The sequence below is a fragment of the Kitasatospora sp. NBC_00240 genome (assembly GCF_026342405.1).
Taxonomy (GTDB): Bacteria; Actinomycetota; Actinomycetes; order Streptomycetales; family Streptomycetaceae; genus Kitasatospora.
Genome location: NZ_JAPEMU010000001.1, coordinates 5,166,550 through 5,188,145 on the forward strand (window position 1 = coordinate 5,166,550; position 21,596 = coordinate 5,188,145).

A 21,596-nucleotide genomic window follows, 5' to 3' on the forward strand; every position below is an offset into this window, starting at 1 on the left:
GCGGCGCTACCGGCGTCCGGTCAGGGTGGCGCCCACGCTGGCGGCGACCACGCACCCGATTCCCGCGAGCTGCGGCCACCCGAGCAACTGATGCAGCACCAGCAGGCCGACCAGCGCGCTCACCGCCGGCTCCAGGCTCACGATCACGCTGAACACCCGCTGCGGCATCCGTCGCAGGGCGGTCATCTCCAGCGCGTACGGGATCACCGGCAGCAGCAGGGAGACCCCGGCCACGGCGAGCAGCAGCAGGACGGGTGAGGCGCCGGGTGCGCTCAGCCCGTGCCAGGCCTGGCCGAGGCCGAAGGGCGCCAGCGTGATCGCGCCGACCGTCATCGACACGGCCAGCCCCTGGAATCCCTGGAAGGCCGCGCCGACCTTGTCGGTGAACAGGATGTACACCGCGTAGCAGGCGGCCGCGCCGAAGGCGTAGGCGAGGCCGACCGGGTCCAGCGCGGAGCCGCCGTGCCCGGCGCCGGTGAACAGGGTGAGCAGGGCGACACCGCCGCCGGCCAGCAGGGCCCAGAGCAGGTGGGCGGCCTGTCGGGCGAAGACCAGGGCGACCGCGAGCGGGCCGAGGAACTCGATGGTCGCGGCGGTGCCCATCGGCAGCCGGTCGACCGCCCCGGCGAAGAGCAGGGTCATCCCGGCGGAGGCGACGCCGAGCAGGGCCGCCGAGCCGAGGTCGCGCGGGCTGCGGCCGCGCAGCCGTGGGCGGGCGACCGCGAGCAGGACGAGCGCGGCGAAGCCGAGTCGCAGGAAGGTCGTGCCGCCGACGCCGAGCAGTCCGAACAGCGGCTTGGACAGGGCGGTGCCGCTCTGGACGGTGAACATGGCCAGAACGCAGAGAAGCGGCGCCGGGATTCTCGCCGGGCGCCGCAGCAGCTTCGAGGTCCGTCGGCCGGACGGTGTCCGGTCGACGGGTGTGCCCGGTGGTGCGGCGGCCGGCCCGTCGGCCGTGCCGCTGCCGCCGCCTCGTCGCCATCCACCGCGTTCGCCGGCGGGCTCGCCCTTGGGGGCGGGCGGCATGGCGAGGGCCTCGGCGGTGGCGACGGTGGCGCCGGGCCGGGCCGGGAAGGCGGGGGCGGTCGGTTGAGGAGCGGGCATGCCAGTGAGTGTGCCGTAAGGACTGCTTGCCCGGCAAGCTCGTTACCAGAATATGGACGTACCTGGACGGGTCGGCCAAATGGGTGGCCCGGGGGCGCCATGGCGGCCCTGTCGTTCAGATCATCCGACGAACCGTCAGTACCTATGGACTGTGCGCTATCTTCGCCCCACGTCCCTCGCCGCCGCCTCCCTCGTGCTGCTCCTCGCCACCGACGGCGGGGCGGGTTCAAGCGCCGAGGCGCTCGCCGCCACGGCCGCCGCGGGCGCGCCCGCGCCGCCGCCCCGGATCCGCGCCACCGTCCTGGACGACCCGGCCGGACCGCTGCAGGGCGTGCGCCGGGAGGTCTTCGAGGGCGCCGGCTTCGACACCTGCACCGCACCCTCGCTGGAGACGCTGAAGGCCTGGCGCGCAGACTCGCCGTACGGCGCGGTCGGCATCTACACCAGTGGCGCCCAGCGCGCCTGCGGCCAGCCCCGGCTCACCGCCGAGTGGATCCGGCAGGCCCGCGCGATGGGCTGGCGCTTCGTCCCGGTCCACGTCGGCCTGCAGGCGCCCTGCCGGACCCAGGCCGGCAAGCCCCGGCGGATCGACCCCGCCGACGCCGTCCGGCAGGGGCGGGACGAGGCGGCCGCCGCGGTCCGCGGGCTGAAGGCGGTCGGGCTGGGCAAGGGCAGCCCGGTCTACCTGGACATGGAGTCCTACCCGCCGCAGGATCCCGCCTGCGGTCAGGCGGTGGTCGACTTCACCCTCGGCTGGACCCAGGCCCTGCACGCCGCCGGGTACCGGTCCGGCTTCTACTCCAGCCTCGACTCCGGCATCGCCGACCTGGCCGCCGCCGCCCGCGCGGGCGCCGCCCCGCTCCCGGACGCGCTCTGGTACGCCCGCTGGGACGACCGCCCGAGCACCGACCACGCGAGCCTGCGCGGCCTGTGGACCAAGCACCAGCGGATCCACCAGTACCGCGGCGACGTCGAGGAGACCCACGGCGGCGTCGCCCTCACCGTTGACCGCAACCAGCTGGACGCCCTGGTCGCGGCCTGACGCCTGACGCCTGACGCCTGGAGCCGGGGGCCCGGTCGGGCCACCGCTTCCCGCCCGGGCCGGGCCGGTCGGTCCGCACCGGTCTGGCCCGGGAGCCGCGCCCTGGGCAGGGTGGGTGGTTCCGTGTCGGCCGGGATCGATGAACGTCATGGCTGTCCCTTCTCGGAACGAGAGTGACGGGGTTGCATGTGCTACCCCCCGACCTTGGTTGAGTGCTCCCAAAATCGGAGCGGCCCCACACCCGGGCAGGGCGTGGGGCCGCTGGGATCGCGCGTCGCGCTAGGCAGAGAAGTCGCCGTAACGGTCGAATTCGCCGTCTCGGGCGCCGAGCAGAAACTTCGCCCATTTCTGGGGCGTGGTTCGGATGACGACGTCCCCGTTGTCGGACTCGCGCACCTCGACCAAGCCGTCGACGTGGCGCACCTCGACACACTCGTTCGCATTTCCACTGTAGGACGACTTCTGCCAGTTGCTCATTTTTTGTCTAGCCTTTCAGGGCTTTCATGATCCTGTGGATGAAGTCGCGGGAGGTGTCCGGGGGCAAAGCCGCCATGTCCATTTCCGATACCATGCCGCGATACGTCTGCAGCTCAGTCTCGGCGTGTATGAACTGGGGGCCCTGTGTCAGGTCAATTTGCACGGTGTCGAGCTCTGGGACCGCGCCGGATGCCACGCACAAGTTCTCGCCCGCTCCCGGGAACGTGTCTACGTCAAACGGGACGGCTCGGATGGTGACGTTCGCACGCTCGGAGTCTTCCAGGAGGCTGCTGAGCTGTTCGCGAAGCACGGTCGGGCCGCCGAACTGCATTCGTAGCGCGGCTTCGTGGATGTACGCCGTGTAGGGTTTCCCATCCAGCACGACTCGTTGGCGTTGCACCCGGAAGGCAGTTCGCGCGTCGACCTCATGCCGGGGAAGCGGTGGCCGGATCCGAGCAAACACCGCGCCCGCGTACGGGCCCGTCTGCCCTAGTCCGGGAATGTAGGTCGTTGCCCATGCAACAAGCCCCCGTTCGTCGTCCGCGTAATATTCCATCTCGGCGATATTCAGAAATCCTGCGGGCAGTCGGCCGCGGTACTCGTCGAACCACCGCTTGCCTCGGTCCTGGGTCATGGCGGCAAGGGCGTCGATCAGCGGCTGATTGGTGCATTTGCTCGCGGAGGCCCAGGAGCGCAGTCGGTCCGGGCTGATTCCGGCCTTGCCTGATTCCATCTGGCTGATCTTGGGCGGATCAGTGCCGAGAGCCGCAGCCATGACCTGCGGCGTCATTCCCGCAAACTCGCGCATCTTGCGCAGCTCGATGCCCACGCGTTGCTGGCGGACCGTCGGTGACAGGCGGGGTGGCATGCAGACCTTCCTCGATAGGTGGTGCCAGTGTGCCGCGCGGCGTCGGAGCGGGTCCACCCGGATCGTGGCGTAGCTTGCGTGATCCTCGATCCCGCGAGTGACTCCCGAATGGGTAGCAAGATTGGCCCCTCGTGCCCTACGGTGGTGCATGCGCCGTTCTCTGACGTTCCGTCAAGCGGCCCGAAGTGCACCCCGTGCGGGCGTGCAGGTAGCCGATGCCTGCCCGCCTGTTGATTCGGCGGGGGCAACGCCACGGGCCGGAGTCCGTCGCGATTACCCACTCATCCGGGAGACTGGAGACCCTCGAATGCTGCTGTCCTTGGTGCGCCCGCCGGACGACGAGACCCCGGACGAGTTCCGGCTCGATCTCTTCCTGCCCGCGCTGCCGCAGTCGGTGCCGGCCGTGCGGCATCTCCTACGCGACCTGCTCGCGGCGCTCGGGCTGGAGCCGGACACGGCCTGCCTGTTGCTGACCGAGCTGCTGTCCAACGCCGTTCGGCTCGGCGGCTTCCCGGCCGTGACTCTCGAACTGCGGGCGAAGGTTGTCCGCATCACGGTGGCGGATCACGTCCCCGGAGCTGTCGCGGTGCGGAGAGCGGACCCCGACGACACCTCCGGTCGTGGGCTGTTCCTGGTCGAGGCCTTGGCCGACGCCTGGGGAGTGACGGACATCGGTACGTACGGCAAGGCGATCTGGGCCACCGCGGCGGCCGTGCCGGTCGCGGCCTGATGGCCCCCGTTCGGTGCGGGCGGCCGGTGCGGAGCCGTCGGGCGGTCGGCCTGTCCGCCGAGCTGCCGATCGGGAAAGGGCGGCCGATGACCGGTCGGAAGTCGCCACTGGCCACAACGGGCAACGTGCGATGAGTTGGGACGTGGCCGAATTGATCCTGCTGACCCTGGGGGCGGCGACGCTGGGCGCCGTGGTGGGGAGTGTCGTGACGAGCAGCATGGAGGAGTGTGCGGCGGGCGGGCCCGCCGCAGGTCGAGTGCCCGGGGTCATCCCCGCGCCGCCACCGGACGTGCCGGCACCGACCGCCCGGGCGGTCCCGTACTACCCGTGGCTGCGGTCGGGCACGGCTCCCGCCGCGGAGCTCCGGGCGGGTGGGCGACGCGAGCCGTGCGTGTGCGCCGGGCGACACGGGCCCGGAGCACCGGGCCCTTTCCCCGATCACGACGGATGAGGGCGGTGCGCCGGGCGAACGTGGCCCAGCCGTGACCGGCGCAACGGCTGCCGGATGCTGACATCGGCTCCCCCGGGCGGCAGAATCGGCCACGGGCGCCCGTCGTTACCGTCGGGTAGCCCGGCCAGGAGCCGCCAGGTCAAGGAGGACCCGCGTGTTCAGCACCATGCAGGACGTACCGCTCACCGTCGCCCGGATCCTCGTGCACGGATCCACCGTCCACGGCCGCTCCACCGTCACCACCTGGGACGGCACCGGCCCGGTGACCCGCACGTACGCCGAGGTGGGGGCCCGCGCGGCCCAGCTCGCGCACGCCCTGCGCGACGAGCTCGGCGTGAGCGGCGACGACCGCGTGGCGACCCTGATGTGGAACAACGCCGAGCACCTGGAGGCCTACCTGGCCGTCCCCTCCATGGGCGCCGTACTGCACACCCTGAACCTCCGCCTGCCCGGGCACCAGCTGTCCTTCATCGTCAACCACGCCGCCGACCGGGTGGTCGTGGTGGACGGCAGCCTGCTGCCGCTGCTGGCGGCCGTGCTGCCGCAGCTGAACCCGACGCTCCAGCACATCGTGGTCAGCGGCCCCGGCGACCGCGCCGTGCTGGCCGGCTTCGACGGCACCGTCCACGACTACGAGGCGCTGATCGAGGGCCGCCCCACGGACTTCCCGTGGCGGACCGACCTGGACGAGCGCCAGGCCGCCGCGCTCTGCTACACCTCCGGCACCACCGGGGACCCGAAGGGTGTGCTCTACAGCCACCGCTCGGTCTACCTGCACTGCCTGCAGGTGATCGCCGCCGACAGCTTCGGGCTGACCGCCCGCGACACCGCGCTGCCGGTGGTGCCGATGTTCCACGTCAACGCCTGGGGCCTGCCGCACACCGCGTTCATGTCCGGTGCCAACCTGCTGATGCCGGACCGCTTCCTGCAGCCGAAGCCGCTCGCCGAGATGATCGACCGGATCAAGCCGACCGTCAGCGCCGCCGTCCCCACCATCTGGAGCGGCCTGCTCGACGAACTGGACGCCGGCGACTACGACACCTCCGCCCTGCGGATGGTCGTGATCGGCGGCTCGGCCTGCCCGCCCGCCCTGATGAAGGCCTTCCAGGACCGACACGGCATCAACGTGGTGCACGCCTGGGGCATGACCGAGACCTCGCCGCTCGGCACCTTCGCCCTCCCCCCGGCGGGCCTGAGCACCGAGCAGGAGTGGCCGTACCGGCTCACCCAGGGCCTCTTCCCCGCCTCCGTCGAGGCCAGGCTGGCCGGCCCGGGCGGGGAGTTCATGCCGCACGACGGCGTCGCCGCCGGCGAGCTGGAGGTCCGCGGCCCGTGGATCGCCGGCGCCTACTACGGCGGCGCGGGCCACGACCCGGAGCGGCCGGACGACAAGTTCGCCGAGGACGGCTGGCTGCGCACCGGTGACGTCGGCACCATCACCGCGGACGGCTACCTGACCCTGACCGACCGCGCCAAAGACGTGATCAAGTCCGGTGGGGAGTGGATCTCCTCGGTCGAGCTGGAGAACGCCCTGATGGCGCACCCGGAGGTGGCCGAGGCCGCGGTGGTGGCCGTCCCCGACGAGAAGTGGGGCGAGCGTCCGCTGGCCACCGTGGTGCTGCGCCCCGGCGCCACCGCCGGGCTGCCCGAGCTGCGGGCCTTCCTCGCCGGCCGGGTCGCCTCCTGGCAGCTGCCGGAGCGCTGGTCGATCGTCGAGGCCGTCCCGAAGACCTCGGTCGGCAAGTTCGACAAGAAGGTGATCAGGGCCTCGTACGCGGCCGACGAGCTGGACGTGACCGTCCTCGGCAAGTAGCCGCCGGCCCTGTTCGGGCAAAACGCCGTCGGGCCGCCCCTCCCACCGGAGGGGCGGCCCGACGGCGTTCGACGGTCACCGGAGCTGCGGCCGGCTCAGCGGTCGGCGAGCCGCATCATCCCGGCTCCGGTGGCCGCCCCCGGCTCGCCCAGCGAGCCGATCCGGCCCAGCAGGTCGACGATCCGGGACTGCACGTCCGGGCTGGTCGAGCGCTCGGCCAGGAAGAGCACCGTCTCGCCGGTCCGCAGCCGCGGCAGCTCGCGCGGGTCGAGGTCCACCGAGGTGTAGACGACCAGCGGCGTGCGGTGCAGCCGGTCGTTGGCGCGCAGCCAGTCCAGCAGGCCGACCCGGCGGCGGCGGATCTGGAGCAGGTCCATCACCACCAGGTTGGGCTGCACGCTGCTGGCGCGGGAGACGGCGTCGTTCTCGTCCACCGCGTGCTCGACGTGCATGCCGCGCCGTTCCAGGCTGCTGATCATCGCGGCCGCGATGTCCGGGTCGGACTCCACCAGCAGTACCCGGGGAGCGTGGTTCTCGCCGTCGCGGGGCGCCAGGGCGCGCAGCAGCACCGCCGGGTCGGCGCCGTAGGCGGCCTCCCGGGTGGACTGCCCGAGCCCCGCCGTGACCAGTACCGGCACCCGGCTGTTCAGCGCGGCGGTCCGCAGCGACTGCAGGGCCGTGCGGGTGATCGGGCCGGTCAGCGGGTCGACGAAGAGCGCCGCGGGGAAGGCGGTGACCTGCGCGTCCACCTCCTCGCGGGAGCGGACGATGACCGGGTGGTAGCCGCGCTCCTGCAGGGCCTGCTTGGTGGACGGATCGGGCTCCGGCCAGACCAGCAGCCGGCGGGCGTTCGCGTCGCCGGCCGGGGCGTCGGCGGCCGACGGGTCGCCGGCCGGTGCCGGGGCGGGCTCGCCGTGGCCGGCGGGGGCCAGTTCGGCCATCGGACGCGGGGGAGTACGGGCCTCCACGGGCGCGCCGCCGTCCCCCGGGCCGCTCGGCTGCGGGACGGCCACCGTGCCGGCCGGGGCGGCCGGGAAGGCGCCGGGGAGTTGGCCGCCGGCTCCCATCGGACGCGGCGGCGCGAGCTCGCCCAGCCCGCTGCCCACCGGCTGCGGCGGACGCGGCTCGGCCGCCTCGGCGCCGCCCGGCTGGGCGGCCTGCGTGGTCGCGGGCAGGTTGCCGCCCGCCGGCAGCGCCGGCCTGGCGATCTCCAGCGCGCCGGAGGCCGCGGGGGCCGCCTCGGGCGTGGCCGGGGTCGGGCCCTGCTCCTCGCCCTGCTCCTCGGGCCTGGCCTCGGCCTCGCCGCCCGGCGGTACGGCGAGCCGCCGGCGCCGGCCGGTGGGCGGAACCGTGCCCGGCTCGGGCGCGGCGGGCGCCGGGCCGGCCGGGAGCGCGTGCTCCAGACCGGGGTAGAGCGGGGTGCCGGGGTCGGGCACGCCGGGCAGCGAGAAGCCGGCCGGCGGCTCCTCGGCCGCGGCGGGCAGGGCGCGCCGACGCCGTGAGGGGCCCTGGGCCTGGGCCGGCGCCTGGTCGGCGGCGGGCTCGGGTGCGGTCGCGGCCGGCCCGAGGGCCAGCGGGCCGGGTTCCGGGGCCTGCTGGGCCGGCGGGTGCTCCGGCTCGGCGGGCGCCGCGGAGGGGCCGGGCCCGAGTGCGATCGGTCCGCCGGACGTCTTGGCGGCCGGCGCGGCCGCCCGGGGCTCCGGCGCGGAGTCCCGGTCGTCGGCCGCCCGGTCGGCGTCGCCGGCGGGGACGGCGTAGGCCGTCCCGCCGTTGTCGCCCCCGCGCCACAGGTCGTGCTCCGGCCGGTCGGCCTGGTCGGCGGCGGCTCTGCCGTAGCCGGCGTCGCCGTTGTCACCGTTCCACTGCTCGGGGACGGTCCGGCCGAGCGTGACGCCCGTCCCGGTGCCGCCGCCCTGGCCGTTGCGGGCGGCGGGCGCGTCCTGCCAGTGCTCGGGGTCGGCGGTCCGGGCGGCCCGGCGGCCGCGCCCGGTCCGGCCCTCGTCCTCGGGTGCCGCCGAGGGGGCCTGCGCCTGTGCCGGCGCCGGCCGGGTGGCCGCGGACTTCTCGGCCGCCTCGGCGCCGGTGTCGTCCGTGCCGTCGGTCTCCGTCGTCCGCTCGCCGGAAGGCAGCTGCGGGATGCCCGGGAGGTCGGGCAGCACCGCGGTGTCCGACTCCTTCGGGGCGTCCCGGCGCCCGCCGGCCGCCGCGCGCTCGGCCGCGGCCTTCGCCGTGGCCGGGTCCAGCGGCAGCTCCACCACGTAGGTGGTGCCGGCCCGGTTCGGCAGCTCGTGGGACTGCAGCACACCGCCGTGCCGCTCGACCACGCTGCGCGCTATCGGCAGATGGACCGGGCTCGGGCCGAGGCCCGGACCGCGGATCTCGACCCGGGCGACCTCGCCGCGCTGGGCGGCGGCCAGCACCACCATGGGCGCGTCCCCGCCGGACGGCGGCAGTGCGGCCGGGCCGGGCGAGGCCGGTGCGGCCACGCCGTCGACGGTCGCCACGGCGTCCAGCGACAGGGCCACCCCGCTCACGTCCGCGACCAGGTGGGCCAGCGCCTGGGCCAGTCGCTCCTCGTCCGCGATCACCTCGACGGCGGCCGCGTGCACCGAGAAGCGCACCCGCCCGGCGCCGACCAGCTCGCCGGCGTGCTCCACGGCCCGCCGGACGACCTTGTCCATGCTGACCGGCTCGCGTTCGGGCGTGCTCTGCCCGCTCTCGGCGCCGGCCTCGTAGCGCTGGTAGGACAGCACCCCGTCGATCAGCTTGCCGAAGCGCCGGCACTCGTCGGCGAGCCGCCGCAGGGTCCAGTTCGCCTCCGGCCAGAGCTGGCCGGCCGGGTCACCGGCGAGTGCGTCGATCCGCCGGTGAAGGGCCGTCAGCGCGCCGCCGAGCTCGCTCTCCAGTACGGCGGTCAGGTGCTCGTTGCGGGCGACCAGCGCCAGCTCGCGGCTGCGGTCGGTGAAGGTCATCACCGCGCCGACCAGCTGGTCGCCGTCCCGGACGGGGGCGGTGGTCAGGTCGACGGTGACCGGCCGGCCGTCCTTGCGCCACAGCACGGCGCCGCGGACCCGGTGCTTGCGGCCCGAGGTGAGGGTGTCCAGGAGGGCGGACTCCTCCAGCGTCAGCGGGCTGCCGTCGGCCTTGGAGTGCTGGATCAGCGGGTGCAGCTCGCGCCCGCCCAGCTCGCTCGCCCGGTACTCCAGGATGTGCGCGGCGGCCGGGTTGACCAGCACGCAGCGGCCCTCCAGGTCGACGCCCAGCACGCCCTCGGCGGCGGCCCGCAGGATCATCTCGGTCTGCTTGTGCTGACGCCGCAGCTCCGCCTCCACGCCGAGCCGGCTGGAGAGGTCGCGCACCAGCAGCAGCAGCAGGTCGCTGCCGGAGGACTGCCGCGGGCTGTCCCGGTACGGGTCGTACGGCACCAGCGGCGACAGCGCGTACCCGCGGCCCTCGCTCGCGCCGTCGTCCGCGAAGTCGTTGCCGGACACCTCGACGGGGAAGGCGGTGCCGTCCGTGCGCCGGGCGGTCATCCGCACGGGCCGGTCGAGCGCGTCGTCCTCGCGGGGGGCGGGCCGCATCGAGCCCGGGATCCGACTGGGATCGAAGTCGGGCAGCAGATCGAGCACGCCCATTCCGACCAGTGAGGTCCCGGGCGCCTGCAGGCTCTGCACGGCGGCATTGTTGGCATCGACGACAGTGCCGTTGCTGTTCACCAGCAGCAGCGCGTCGGGCAGGGCGTCGAGTATGGCGGCGAGGCGAGCAGCGCCTCGGATCGGCCTGCTGCTCACGTCGACAGGTCTCCTCGGCTCAGGGCAGCTCCTCCGGAGACGGAAGTATCTCATTGTTCTTTGCGGACGGGACGACCCGCCTAGTAACGTAAGCGGTGGTTGGTGCCGGGCCGGTAGGTTGTGGCATCATCACTGGCACACGGAACGGGTCCGCCATGCGGGAACGGTCCTTGTGTGGAGGAGGCTTCGCCTAGTCCGGTCTATGGCGCCGCACTGCTAATGCGGTTTGGGCCTTCAAGCCCATCGAGGGTTCAAATCCCTCAGCCTCCGCCTCCGGAAGCCCCGTCGGCCGTCAGGTCGACGGGGCTTCCGCGTTCCCCGGGGCCGGGGCGTCGGACGGGCCGGGGCCCGCCGTCTTCCTTCCGGTCGAAGCCGGACCTGCCCGACAGGCCGGGCTCGGCGCCCGCCGGCCGCCGAGTCGGCTCCAGGGGCCTCGCACCCGGCGCCGGGGGTAGGGATCAAACGATTTCGCCCCACGTCGCAGGTCATGTAATGTTGTTCCCGCACCGCCCCGGCGGCAACAAAGCCAGGGCGAGCGCTCATAGCTCAACGGATAGAGCACTTGACTACGGATCAAGAGGTTGCAGGTTCGAATCCTGCTGAGCGCACCGCAATCGCGAGGCCCCAGGCTCCGGCCCGGGGCCTCGCCGCTTGCCGCACACGCCGCGCCGGGTGTGCGGGGAGAGCTCCTGGATCAGGTAGGCTTTCCCGAGTACCACAGGGCGTCGCAAGACCTCTGAGGGCGCTCATAGCTCAACGGATAGAGCACTTGACTACGGATCAAGAGGTTGCAGGTTCGAATCCTGCTGAGCGCACCAGCTGACGCGGAAGCCCCGCCGACCACCAGGTCGGCGGGGCTTCCGCCGTTTCCGGGGCCGGCCGCTACCCCTCCAGGTCGAGGGGCTCGGTGCGGCCGAGTTCGGTGCGGTTGATCCACGCGACGTCCCGGCGGTCGAGGAACCAGTCGGAGGAGGTCAGCGGGCGGGTCCGGTTGAGCGTCTCGGGCACCGGGTCGTGCCGGATCCGCTCGGGCTCGGCGCCGAGGCCCAGCAGCAGCTCGGTGATCTCGGGGGCGAGCCCGGGCGGACCGCTGAGGTGGATGTCCCAGCCCGCCCAGTCGCCGTGGGCGCGCAGGCCGTCGGTGAGCAGCCCGTTGGCCGAACTGCGGTCCGCGCCGTCGGCGGGGGCGGCCAGCAGGACGTCCAGGCGGCGGTAGCGCTCGACCAGCCGCTCGACGGTGGCCAGGTCGTACTGGTCGGCGTCGTCCCGGGCGGCCAGGTAGACCATCGCCCGGCGCGGGTCGGGGCCGGCCAGCAGCTCCTCCAGCAGGGCCTTGATCTGGCCCCAGCCGGTGCCGCCGGCCACCGCGAGCAGCGGCCGCCGGGAGCCGGGCACCAGGCAGGCGTCGCCGAGGGCGGGGCCCAGCCGCAGCCGGTCGCCGGGCATCACGTCGTCGACCAGCGCGGTGCTCAGCAGCCCGCCGCGGACCCGGCGCACGTGCAGCTCCAGGCTGCCGTCCGGGCGCGGGGCGTTGGCGATCGAGTACGGGCGCCAGACCCGCGGCACCCGCGGGCTGCACAGGCTGAGGTACTGCCCGGCGGTGAAGGAGTACGGGCGGTCCGGTGCGAGGGTGAGCACCACGACGTCGGGCGCGCACCGGCGGCGGGTGGTCACCTCGGCCTCCCACCAGGCGGGGGACTCGGGCTCGTCCTCCGCGGCGGCCTCGGTCATCACCTGGGCGATCACGCTGAAGGCCTCCGTCCAGGCCTTCTCGATCTCCAGGGTCCAGCTGTGGCCGGAGAAGTGCCGCAGGGCGGCGATCAGGCTGGCCCCGACGGCCGGGTAGTGCTCGGGCGCGGCCTGGAACTTGCGGTGGTCGCGCCCGAGCGCGCGCAGGTAGCCGGTGAGCTGTCCGGGGCTCTCCAGTCGCAGGACGAGCTGGGTGAGCGCGGCGAACAGCCGGTCGCGCTGCTCGGCCATCTGCTCGGGGAAGAAGTCGCGGACGCCGGGGTGGTGGGCGAACAGGTGGGCGTAGAAGTACTTGGCCATGTGGTCGGCGCGGCGCTCGACGACGGCGAAGCTGGCGCGGATGACCGCGGGGTCGAGGGGCACCGCGGCGGCCTCAGGAGTCGGTCTGCGCGGCGGTGAGTGCCTCGGTCATGGTGGTGGCGACCACGCCGTAGACGGCGGTCCAGGAGGCCTCCACCTCGGGCGTCCAGGCCTCCTCGCCCGCGAAGTGCCGCAGCGTGGCGAGCAGGCTGGCCCCGACGGCGGGGAAGTGCTCGGGCAGGGCGCCGTAGCGCGCGTGCCGGGCGCCCAGGTCGCTGAGGATGCCGACCAGGGTCTCGGTGTCCTCCAGGTGCGTGACCAGTGCGCCGAGCGCGCCCCAGAGACGGTCCTGCTGGGCGTCGAGATGTTCGGCGAAAAGGGGGCGGACGCCGGGGTTGTGCTCGAACAGGTGCTGGTAGAAGTGCGCGGTGACGTCCGTGCCATGAGGTTCGACGACCGCGAAACTGCTCTTGATGAGAACGGGATTGATGGTCACGGGCGCCGACTCTACTGAGCCTTTCGGCAATTCGAACAGGGATGATCGATGAATGGTCAAATACTGGTCAGTAACGGTCGGTTGGAATGATCTGACGATCCCTCGGAACTTGTCACGCCGGGCGACCTCCGGTGTCATCCGGGTGGTGTGCCGAGCGGCGGGCCGGGAGAGGGCCGCCATTTGGGTACGACCTGGGCAATGCCGCCGGTGTCGGAGTATTACCGGCTCGTGATCGTGATTCCGTTTTGTCGGATCCTGTGCCCAGACCCCCTTCGGGTGGCCGACACCGAGGGAGAGCCGGATGGGCCGACAGTATTCCCACCCCGCCGCCGGGCCCACCGTCGGCGGGCACCCGGACGGGCGGCGTACGGGGCGTCGGCGGGCACTCGGCGCCGCCATGGCCGCCCTGCTGGCCGCCGGACTCCTGCTTGGCTGGAATTCGCCCCCCTCGCTGGCCCAACAGTCGCCTGACGGCTGGTCCGGCCAGGGGCGCGCGACGCTCCCCTCCGGCCTCACCGTCCGCCTGGACCTCGCCGCCGCCCCCGGCGTGACCGCCACCGCCGAGCCGGGCCGGCTGGCCGACCGCCCCGGCGTCGGGCGACCCGCCGGCTACGCGGACGGCCTCACCGCCGGCGCCCCCGCCGAGGCCTTCGCCCTCGCGCCGGACCGCCCGCGGGCCGACGGCTCCTGGAGCACCCTCGGCACCCTCCAGATCTCCTTCTCCCGTCCCGTACGCAATCCCAGGCTGCACGTCAGCGGCCTGGCCGCGCTCGCCACCGGTCAGGGCGGCAGCACCGCCACCGCCGCCCGGCTGACCGTCACCGGCGGCTCGCCCGCCGCCCCGGTGCTGACCGCCCGGACCAGCTGGACCGGCTGGACGGTGGCCGGAAACACCCTGGCCCCCGCCGGGCCGGACGGCGGCTCGGACGCCTCGCCGGACGCCGCGGCCGAGGGCAGCCTCGAACTCGCCGGCACCTTCAGCACCGCCACCCTGCGGATCGAGCAGCGCTCCACCGCGCGGGCCGGCAGCGGCACCCCGCCGGCCGCGCTGCGCCAGGCGTACACCGTCACCCTCGACGAGGCGGTCGGCACCGCGCCCGCCGGCTACACCAACGCGTCGCACCTGGTCACCGACCTGCTCCTGGGCACCGACGCCGGACTCGGTCCGGCCCGCACCGTCCGGCCGGCCGGCGGCGGCGCGACCACGGGCGGGCCGCTGGTCGAACTCGACCACGGCGCCGCCCGGCGCAGCGCCTTCGCCGGCGTCGGCGCGCCCAGGCCCGAGCCGGCGCGCGGCGAGTACCAGGGCGCCGATCCCGCCGTCCGCTACCCGGCCGAGGCCTCGATCGGGCACTACTACCGGCTGAGCGTGCCGGTCGCGGTCGGCGGGGCCTCGGCGACCCTGGCCGGCTGGGTCGACTTCGACCGCAACGGCCGGTTCGACGCCACCGAGCGGGTGCAGGCCGAGGCACGGGCCGGCGCCACCACGGCGGACCTCGAATGGACCGTCCCGCCCGGCGCCTCGGCGGGCGAGACCTGGGCCCGGCTGCGCCTCGCCCGGGAGGCCTCGCAACTGGTCGCCCCCGGCGGATTCGCCGACTCCGGCGGGGTCGAGGACCAGCGCGTCCGGCTCGCCGTCGGCGCCGCCAGGCCCGAGATCAGCCGCCCGGTCGACGGCAGCACGGTGGCCGACGCCCGCCCCGAGGTGCGCGGCGAGGGCGCGGTCGTGGGCGCGGCCGTCGAGATCCGGGAGGGCGGCTCCGCGCTCTGCCGGGCCACGGTCGACCGGGCCGGCGGCTGGGCCTGCCGGCCCGCCGCCGCACTGGCCCAGGGGGCCCACGGCCTGACCCCGGTCGAGACCACCATCGGCGGGGTGGTGCTGACCGGCGACCCCGTCAGGTTCACGGTGAAGAGCGCACCGCCGGCCGCGCCGGTGCTCGCCCTGCCCGAGTTCACCAACGACCCCGGGCTGCTGCTCACCGGCACCGGCGAGCCCGGCAGCACCGTCTCGGTCGCCGACCAGGCCGGCGCCGCGGCCGTCGAACTGTGCAGCACCCTGGTCGGCCCCGGCGGCAGCTGGTCCTGCCTGCCGGTCGAGAACCTCCCGGACGGGACGCACCGGCTCACCCCCTCCGCCGTCGACGCGGCCGGCAACCGGGTGAGCGGCCGGGCCACCCCCTTGATCGTCGACACCGTCGCCCCGGCCGCCCCGGTGCTGACCAGCCCGGCGGCGGGCGAGACCCTCCGTACGGCCCGCCCCCGGTTCGCCGGCCGCGCGGAGGGCGGCAGCACCGTCATGGTCGGCACCAGGGCGGTGGCCCCGGCCTCGGCGGAGCGCGTCCCGGCCTGCAGCGCGGTGGCCGCCGTGGACGGTGGCTGGAGTTGCACGGCCGCCCGGGACCTCGCGCCGGGCGACCACTCGACATTCGTCAGTGCCACCGACCGGGCCGGCAACGGGACGACGGCGAACGCCGTGACGATCCGTCTCGCGGCGCCGGTGGCGGCGCCTTCGGCCTCGGCGACGGGCTCGGCGGCAGGCGTCCCTTCGGCGACGGGAGCCGCGAATGCGACGGGCACCGCTACGGTTTCGGCCACCGCGACGAGCGCCGCGACGGGCGTACCCGCGGTCAGGCCTTCGCCCTCGCCCACGCCTTCCCGCTCACCCGTGGCATCGGCCGTGTCCGGGGCCGCGTCCGCTTCCTCCCCCGTACCGGTGAAGGCGTCCACGGCCGCGGCGGCATCCTCCGCGCAGCCGTCGCCCTCGTCCGTGCCCTCGCCCCACCCCTCGTCGCACCCCTCGTCGCAGCCGTCCGCCCCGCCTGCGTCCCCTGCTCCCACCGCGACATCGATGCCGGGACGGCCGTCGGCGGGGCCCGGCGCACCGGGGGCCTCCGCCGCCGCCACTGCGGGGCTGAGCCCGATCGCGGTGCCGGCGGAGGTCGAGACGGCGCTACCGCCGGCGCCGCCCGGTCTGCTGCCGATCGTCGTCCCGCCTGCGGCGGTGCCCGCACTGCCGTCCGTACTGCCGTCCGCCGCCTCCGCCACGGCGTCGGCCACCTCCCGACCGTCCGCCTCACCGTCTCCCTCGCCGTCCGTCCGGCCGTCCGCGCAGCCTGTGGTCGCGTCACCGGGTGGCACCGAGACGGTGCCCCCGCTGCCGACCCCCTCCGCCGCACACTCGGCGGCGCCGTCCGGGCCGGTGTCGATGCCACCCCCCTCCCTGGCCCTGTCCCCGTCTGCGGCCGCCTCGTCCACCGTGCGCGGCTCCGCCCAGCCGCTCCCGCCCGCGGGTTCCTCCGCGGTCCGGCTGTCCGGATCGGGTGGTGACGGTGCGGCTGCCGGCGAGGAGGCCGCGGACCCGGCCGCTGAACCGGGCGGGCCGTCCGTGGGCGGGGCGGTGGCCCAGCACCGGCCGGTGTCGACCGGTTGGCGGGCCGCCCTTGCCGGGGCCCTGCTCCTGCTGGCCTCGGTGGGGCTGATCACCCGCCGGGTGTTCTGGCGGGGGTCCGGGCGGCGCCGGCGCTGAAGTTGTCCGTCATCTCACCCACCATGTGCCTGCGCGTCAGGTCGAGCTCAGACGGTTCGTCAGTGAATGTCGACACGCTATGCGTTAAATGTCGCATTTGATGACGTATGAACTTAGCCTGAGTCTGGCACTGCCCGTCAGATCCGGGCCGCCCGTTGCGCGACACACCGACCCCGAGGATCCGTGCATGGACGTCACCCGCGATTCTTCGCAGCGACCCGACAATCCGGCCAACGCCGTCATCCGGCCGTTGCCCGACCCTCCGACGGGGGGTGCCACCCCGCTGGCCAAGGCGGCGAAGCTTCCGCTGGACCCGATGGCCCGGCGGCTGGCGCAACGTACCGTCCTCGACCCGCTGGACGGCCCGGCCGCCCAGCCCTTGGCGGTGCAGGCCGTTCAACCCGTCCAGCCGGTCCAGCCGGTCCAGCCCGTGCAGCCTGTGCAGCCGGTGCCGCCGCTGGGTGCGGACCGGTCGGCCCGGCAGGAGGAGGAGACGGCGGTGCGCGCCACCACCACCCGGCGCCCCCCGCGGACCGATCCCGCGCTGCGCGAGCACAGCGCGGTGGCCCTGCCCGGATGGATCGCGCTCTTCGCGCTGCTGGCCGGTTTCGCCGCAGTGGTCCTGCTGCTCGCCCGGACGGGGGTGATCCCGCACTGGCGGGTCCTCCCGGACGTCCGCGGCGGCGCCGCGCGGGCGGCCGGCGGGCCGGTGGTGACTCTGCGGGACGTCGCCGCCGTCAGCGGGGCCGGGCTGCTGATCCTGCTCACCCTGGCGGGACTGCTGGCCAACGCCGGCGGCGAGACCCGGGTGCTGACCCGCTGGGGCCGCTACCGCGGCACCGTCCGGCGGACCGGGCTGGTCTGGGTCAACCCGCTGCTGCGCCGGCGCCGGGTGGACGTCCGGCTGCGGCACTGGCGCAGCGAGCCCGTCAACGCCGTCGACCGGACGGGCACCCCGATCGTGGTCCGGCTGCTGATCGTCTGGCGGGTCAAGGACACGGCGCGGGCCCTGCTCTCGATCGCCGACCACGAGAACTACCTGCGCGAGCAGGTCCACGCGGTGCTCACCCGCACCGCCTCCACGCTGCCGTGCGACAGCAACGCGGTGCCCGGGCCGGCCCTGCGGGACGGCCAGTGGTTCGCGGACGAGCTCACCCGGGCGCTGGCGGCCGAGGTCGCCCCGGCCGGGCTGGAGGTCTACTCCGTGCAGCCGATGGCGCTCGACTACGCCCCCGAGGTCGCCGAGTCGATGCGCCGCCGCCGCCTCGCGGACCTCGACGCGGGCCTGCGCACCGTGCTCGTCGACGACGCGGTCGAGGCGGCGGCCCTGGCGGTCCGCCGGCTGGAGCGGGCGACCGCCCACGAATTGGACGAGGCCGCGCGCAGTGCCCTGATGGAGCACCTGCTCGTCGCGTTCGTCGCTCCGTCCGGAGTGGCCGCCTCGGTGCCATCCCCCAGTGTCCGGGCCGGCGGACCGTCGCCGGCCGTTCGGGCCGGGCGTAAGGAAGGACGATCCTGATGAAGATAGCCACCGCACCCGCCGCCGCCGATCCGGCGCTGGCGGGGTTCGTGGAGAGCCGCGGCAGCATGCCCGCTCCGGCGGGCTGCGGCTGCCTCGGCTGCGCCGCCCGGGTGCGCATGCCCGCCCGGGCCGCCCGGGCCGGGGACAGCCGAATACACCGCACGGTTCGCGGCACCTGCCTGGCGACCACCGTGGTGGCCGGCGCCGGCGTGGTGGCTCTGAGCGCCGGTACCGGAGTGGCGCACGCCGCGCCCGCGCCGGTGAAGCAGGGCTGGGACGGTTCGAAGTACTGGTTCAAGGGCGTGGGCGGTGAGTGGCGGTACACCAGCCACTACGACGTCTACCTGAACCGGATGGGGGCCAAGCCGGCCGCCCCGGCCGGCCAGGCCCAGGGCACCGCGCCGAAGAGCACCACGCCCAAGGCCACCGCGCCGAAGAGCACCGCCGGTGCGAGCGGTACGGGTCCCGAGCAGGGCTGGGACGGTTCGAAGTACTGGTTCCGGAGCGTCAGCGGCGAGTGGCGGTACACCAGCCACTACGACGTCTACCTCAGTCGTGTCGGCCAGGGCGCCGCGTCCGCGGCCGGCCCGGGTACCGGCTCGGCGGCCGAGGGCCCGGAGTCCGACGGGCCGGACGCGGCCGAGGGGACGGACCGGGGCAGCACCGAGACGGCTGTCGCCTACGCGCTGGCGCAGGTGGGCAAGCCGTACGTCTGGGGCGGCAACGGCCCGGGCGGCTTCGACTGCTCCGGGTTGGTCCAGCAGGCCTACCGCAAGGCCGGCGTCAGCCTCCCCCGGGTGGCCGGCGACCAGTACGCGGCGACCACCCCGATCGACGCCGGTGACCTGCGTCGGGGAGACCTGCTCTTCTGGTCGGACAGCGGCCGGGCGTCCGCCATCCACCATGTCGGGATCTACCTGGGCGGCGGCCGGTTCGTCGAGGCCCCGCGACCCGGCAAGAACGTCCGGGTCTCCACCCTCAGCAGTGGCTTCTACCCCACCCACTTCGGGCGGCCGTAGCGGCCCGGGAGTGGTGGGCGGCTCGTCGGGCCGGAGGAGGCCCGCAAGGACCGTGCCCGGTTCACTTGTCCACAGGCCTGTGGACAAGTGAACCGGGCACGGTGATGTCCACAGCCTGTGGACGGCGCCGGACGGCTCAGGCCGAGGCCTCGTCCAGCGCGGCCAGCTCCTCCGGTGCGAGCCGCAGGGTGGCGGCGGCCAGCAGCGGCGGCAGCTGCTCGACCGTCCGGGCGCTGGCTATCGGCGCGGCCACGGTCGGGCGGGACGCCAGCCAGGCCAGTGCGACGGTCGCCGGCTCGGTGCCGTGGGCGGCCGCGACCGCGTCGAGGGCGGTGAGCACCTTCGGGCCGCGCGGGTCGGCCAGGTAGCGGGCGGCGCCCTGGGCCCGGGCACTGTCCACGGCGGCGCCGCCGGGCCGGTACTTGCCGGTCAGGAACCCGGAGGCCAGCGCGAAGTAGGGCACCGAGGAGAGGCCGTGCGCGGCGACCACCTCGGCGAGCGGCCCTTCGTAGGTGCCGCGGGAGACCAGGTTGTAGTGCGGCTGGACGGCCACGTACCGGGCCAGGCCCTCCCGGGCGGAGAACTCCAAGGCCTCCGTGAGGCGCTCGGCGCTGATGTTGGAGGCCGCGATCTCGCGGACCTTGCCCTCCTTGACCAGCTCGTCCAGGGCGGCGATGAACTCCTCCACCGGGGTGTCGGTGTCGTCCCGGTGGCTGTAGAGCAGGTCGATCCGCTCCACCCCGAGGCGGCGCAGCGACTCCTCGGTGGCGGACTTGACGGTGTGCGCCTTCAGGCCGGTCGAGTCGGGGTGCGCGCCGACCTTGGTGGCGACCACGATGTCGTCCCGGTTGCCCCGGCTGCGCAGCCAGTTGCCGATGATGGTCTCCGACTCGCCGCCCGTGTTGCCCGGCACCCAGGCCGAGTAGACGTCCGCGGTGTCGACGAAGTTGCCGCCGCCGGCGGCGAAGGCGTCCAGCACCGCGAAGGACTGCGCCTCGTCCGCCGTCCAGCCGAAGACGTTGCCGCCGAGCGACAACGGGAACACCGTGAGGTCGGAGGTGCCGAGCGTCACACCGGGGCGGGAGTCACTGTGGTTTTCGGTCATGCCCGAAGTCAACCTGATCGCGGGAGCCGCCATTCCGGGACCGCCACGACTTCACGAGGTTGTCGTGCGGTCGTTGCAGACGGGCCGCCGGCGCCCCCGCGGTGCTCCCGGCCCGGACCACCCGCCGTTCGCAGGGGATCCGGGGTGTCGGTGAGGCGGGCGGATTCGTTAGAGTCCCTGCCATGGCTGACAACGACTACGACCCCGCCGGCAGCACCCAGATGTTCCGGGCGTTCGTCGACGAGACCCCGGCCCCGCAGGCGCCCGGCTCCGTCTCCACCTATGGCAGCAGCCGCGGCAACAGCCGCACCGGCGTGATCGCCGGCGTGGCCGTCGTGGTGGTGGCCGTGCTGGCCGTCGTCATCTGGCTCGCGGTCAAGTAACAACGTCCGTACGCGGCCGGGCAGTTCTCCCTGTCCGGCTGCTCCCTGCCCGATTCCGCCCGGCCCGGCTCCGGCTCGGGTGTCCCGGCGCGCGGCCCGGCTCCGGCCCGCGCGCCGGACCGACGCGTCGGCCGGGCCTGCTGGGCAGGCCCGGCCGGTCGTCGCGGCAGGCCGATCAGCAGGGCTGGCGCCAGGCGTCCAGCTCCAGGTGCTTCTCCATCGAGCTGAGGCCCAGGGCCTTCGCCTGCCCGCAGAACTTGCTCGTCGGCACCTTGTACTCGACGTGCAGCACGGCCTTGCCCGCCTTGATGAACGGGCTGAGCTTGTCGCACTCGCTGAACTCCGCGCACTGCTCGTTGACCGCGAAGTCGAAGTCACCGACCAGGGCGGGGATCTGGTCGAGGTCGTTCTTCAGGGCCACCGCCATGCCGCGCTCGTGCGCCAGGCCGGCGATCATGCGGTTGTACTTCAGCTGGTCGTCCGCGGTGAGCGGGAAACCGGTCTTGTTGATGTAGGCGTCGAGCAGGTCGGGCTCGACGGCGTCGAAGCCCTTCGCCTTGCACATGTCGAAGCGGGTCGCCATCAGCGGCTTCAGCTTGTCGATCTGCCGGATGTCGAACCACTTCTCGCCCTGCCAGCCGTTCCCCGAGCCCTGCATGCTCTTGGAGAAGGCGGCGGCGTCCGGGCGGAAGTCCTCCCAGGAGCCGGCGTTGACGTAGCAGATCACCTTGCGGCCCTTGGCGTGCAGCGAGGCGACCACCGAGGCGTCGTGCTCGAAGCCGTCGATGTCGTACACCGGTACGTCCACCGACTGGTCCAGGGTGCCGCCGAGCTGCCACTGCCAGGTGACGCCGGGCTTGGGCTGCCAGACGGCGCCGGCCGGGCCCGGGGCGGGCGGCTGGCCGGTGGGCCGGGGGGTGCCGGGTGCCGGGGGCGTCCCGGGGGCCGGGGTGGCCGGTGCGGGCCCGGTCGTGCCGGGGGTCGCGGAGCCGGTGTCCGTCGGGGTGTCCGAAGGCGTGCTCGGCTGGGGGACCGCCGGGGCGGTGGCCACCGGCGATCCGGAGCCCGTCGCGTCGGCGGAGGTCTCGTCGTCGCCGTCGTCCGAGCTGCTGCAGGAGGTCGCCAGCAGGGCGGTGGTCAGGGCGATGGCGGCCAGCATGGGCCTGGAACGGCGGGTCACAGTACTCGAACTCCGGATCGGATCGGGTCGGTCTGGTCTG

General features: G+C 74.3%; 15 protein-coding genes and 3 tRNA genes. 10 read left to right on the forward strand and 8 right to left on the reverse strand.

The features are described 5' to 3' along the window. Positions 1-6 precede the first annotated feature (6 nt). Positions 7-1,104, reverse strand: coding sequence for an EamA family transporter (locus OG689_RS21880; protein WP_266322611.1), 1,098 nt, complete (start codon positions 1,102-1,104; stop codon positions 7-9). A gap of 151 nt (positions 1,105-1,255) precedes the next feature. Here OG689_RS21880 and OG689_RS21885 point away from each other — a divergent pair, with 151 nt between their 5' ends. Beyond that, entirely contained in the window at positions 1,256-2,146 is an 891-nt protein-coding gene (locus OG689_RS21885) for a DUF1906 domain-containing protein (RefSeq protein ID WP_266322612.1), read from the forward strand. Positions 2,147-2,425: 279 nt separating this feature from the next. Here the strand turns inward: OG689_RS21885 and OG689_RS21890 are convergent, their stop codons facing one another. Together OG689_RS21890 and OG689_RS21895 are read right to left on the reverse strand one after the other, a co-directional pair. Next, positions 2,426-2,623 carry a DUF397 domain-containing protein gene (locus OG689_RS21890; RefSeq protein ID WP_266322613.1) on the reverse strand — a complete coding sequence of 66 codons (198 nt, stop codon included), beginning with the start codon at positions 2,621-2,623 and terminating at the stop codon, positions 2,426-2,428. A gap of 7 nt (positions 2,624-2,630) precedes the next feature. Next, positions 2,631-3,452, reverse strand: a complete 822-nt coding sequence (locus OG689_RS21895) for a helix-turn-helix transcriptional regulator (protein WP_266322614.1) — start codon at positions 3,450-3,452, stop codon at positions 2,631-2,633. 346 nt (positions 3,453-3,798) lie between these two features. On the opposite strand from OG689_RS21895, the gene OG689_RS21900 reads away from it, so the two are divergent. Together OG689_RS21900 and OG689_RS21905 are read left to right on the forward strand one after the other, a co-directional pair. Beyond that, complete coding sequence (locus OG689_RS21900) at positions 3,799-4,221, forward strand: ATP-binding protein (protein WP_266322615.1); 423 nt, start codon at positions 3,799-3,801, stop codon at positions 4,219-4,221. Positions 4,222-4,826: 605 nt separating this feature from the next. After that, positions 4,827-6,485, forward strand: coding sequence for a long-chain fatty acid--CoA ligase (locus OG689_RS21905; protein WP_266322616.1), 1,659 nt, complete (start codon positions 4,827-4,829; stop codon positions 6,483-6,485). A gap of 95 nt (positions 6,486-6,580) precedes the next feature. Here OG689_RS21905 and OG689_RS21910 read toward each other — a convergent pair whose 3' ends face one another. After that, complete coding sequence (locus OG689_RS21910) at positions 6,581-10,276, reverse strand: PAS domain-containing protein (protein ID WP_266322617.1); 3,696 nt, start codon at positions 10,274-10,276, stop codon at positions 6,581-6,583. Positions 10,277-10,455: 179 nt separating this feature from the next. Between OG689_RS21910 and OG689_RS21915 the strand changes: the two genes are divergently transcribed. From OG689_RS21915 to OG689_RS21925, 3 genes are all read left to right on the forward strand, one after another. Next, a tRNA-Ser gene (locus tag OG689_RS21915) sits at positions 10,456-10,546 on the forward strand. Positions 10,547-10,811: 265 nt separating this feature from the next. After that, positions 10,812-10,884, forward strand: a tRNA-Arg gene (locus tag OG689_RS21920). Between the two features lie 134 nt (positions 10,885-11,018). Then, positions 11,019-11,094: transfer RNA gene (locus OG689_RS21925), tRNA-Arg, on the forward strand. A gap of 64 nt (positions 11,095-11,158) precedes the next feature. On the opposite strand, the gene OG689_RS21930 is transcribed toward OG689_RS21925, so the two are convergent. Together OG689_RS21930 and OG689_RS21935 are read right to left on the reverse strand one after the other, a co-directional pair. Beyond that, a complete protein-coding gene (locus OG689_RS21930; RefSeq protein WP_266322618.1) occupies positions 11,159-12,388 on the reverse strand; it encodes a globin domain-containing protein in 1,230 nt (409 codons plus the stop codon). Positions 12,389-12,398: 10 nt separating this feature from the next. Continuing rightward, positions 12,399-12,821 (reverse strand): globin family protein, encoded by a 423-nt coding sequence (locus OG689_RS21935; RefSeq protein WP_266322619.1) that lies wholly within the window; start codon positions 12,819-12,821, stop codon positions 12,399-12,401. A 301-nt stretch (positions 12,822-13,122) separates the two neighbouring features. Between OG689_RS21935 and OG689_RS21940 the strand changes: the two genes are divergently transcribed. From OG689_RS21940 to OG689_RS21950, 3 genes are all read left to right on the forward strand, one after another. Next, a complete protein-coding gene (locus tag OG689_RS21940; RefSeq protein WP_266322620.1) occupies positions 13,123-16,347 on the forward strand; it encodes an Ig-like domain-containing protein in 3,225 nt (1,074 codons plus the stop codon). Positions 16,348-16,534: 187 nt separating this feature from the next. Continuing rightward, on the forward strand, positions 16,535-17,866 hold the full coding sequence (locus tag OG689_RS21945) for an SPFH domain-containing protein (RefSeq protein ID WP_266322621.1): 1,332 nt from the start codon (positions 16,535-16,537) through the stop codon (positions 17,864-17,866). Continuing rightward, the gene (locus OG689_RS21950; protein ID WP_266322622.1) at positions 17,866-18,888 is read left to right on the forward strand and encodes a C40 family peptidase; all 1,023 of its coding nucleotides are present in this window, start codon (positions 17,866-17,868) and stop codon (positions 18,886-18,888) included. The genes OG689_RS21945 and OG689_RS21950 overlap by 1 nt, the downstream gene beginning before the upstream one ends. A gap of 136 nt (positions 18,889-19,024) precedes the next feature. Here the strand turns inward: OG689_RS21950 and OG689_RS21955 are convergent, their stop codons facing one another. Then, entirely contained in the window at positions 19,025-19,993 is a 969-nt protein-coding gene (locus OG689_RS21955; protein WP_266322623.1) for an aldo/keto reductase, read from the reverse strand. A gap of 182 nt (positions 19,994-20,175) precedes the next feature. Between OG689_RS21955 and OG689_RS21960 the strand changes: the two genes are divergently transcribed. Then, a complete protein-coding gene (locus OG689_RS21960) occupies positions 20,176-20,376 on the forward strand; it encodes a hypothetical protein (RefSeq protein ID WP_073929080.1) in 201 nt (66 codons plus the stop codon). A 175-nt stretch (positions 20,377-20,551) separates the two neighbouring features. Here OG689_RS21960 and OG689_RS21965 read toward each other — a convergent pair whose 3' ends face one another. Beyond that, a complete protein-coding gene (locus tag OG689_RS21965; protein WP_266322624.1) occupies positions 20,552-21,556 on the reverse strand; it encodes an endo alpha-1,4 polygalactosaminidase in 1,005 nt (334 codons plus the stop codon). Positions 21,557-21,596 lie beyond the last annotated feature (40 nt).

Bases quoted from the DNA above. Each gene is read 5' to 3' on its own strand.
- OG689_RS21940 (WP_266322620.1), top strand. From the start codon at position 13,123: ATGGGCCGACAGTATTCCCACCCCGCCGCCGGGCCCACCGTCGGCGGG.
- OG689_RS21945 (WP_266322621.1), top strand. From the start codon at position 16,535: ATGGACGTCACCCGCGATTCTTCGCAGCGACCCGACAATCCGGCCAAC.
- OG689_RS21890 (WP_266322613.1), bottom strand. From the start codon at position 2,623: ATGAGCAACTGGCAGAAGTCGTCCTACAGTGGAAATGCGAACGAGTGT.
- OG689_RS21950 (WP_266322622.1), top strand. From the start codon at position 17,866: ATGAAGATAGCCACCGCACCCGCCGCCGCCGATCCGGCGCTGGCGGGG.
- OG689_RS21960 (WP_073929080.1), top strand. From the start codon at position 20,176: ATGGCTGACAACGACTACGACCCCGCCGGCAGCACCCAGATGTTCCGG.
- OG689_RS21955 (WP_266322623.1), bottom strand. From the start codon at position 19,993: ATGACCGAAAACCACAGTGACTCCCGCCCCGGTGTGACGCTCGGCACC.
- OG689_RS21900 (WP_266322615.1), top strand. From the start codon at position 3,799: ATGCTGCTGTCCTTGGTGCGCCCGCCGGACGACGAGACCCCGGACGAG.
- OG689_RS21880 (WP_266322611.1), bottom strand. From the start codon at position 1,104: ATGCCCGCTCCTCAACCGACCGCCCCCGCCTTCCCGGCCCGGCCCGGC.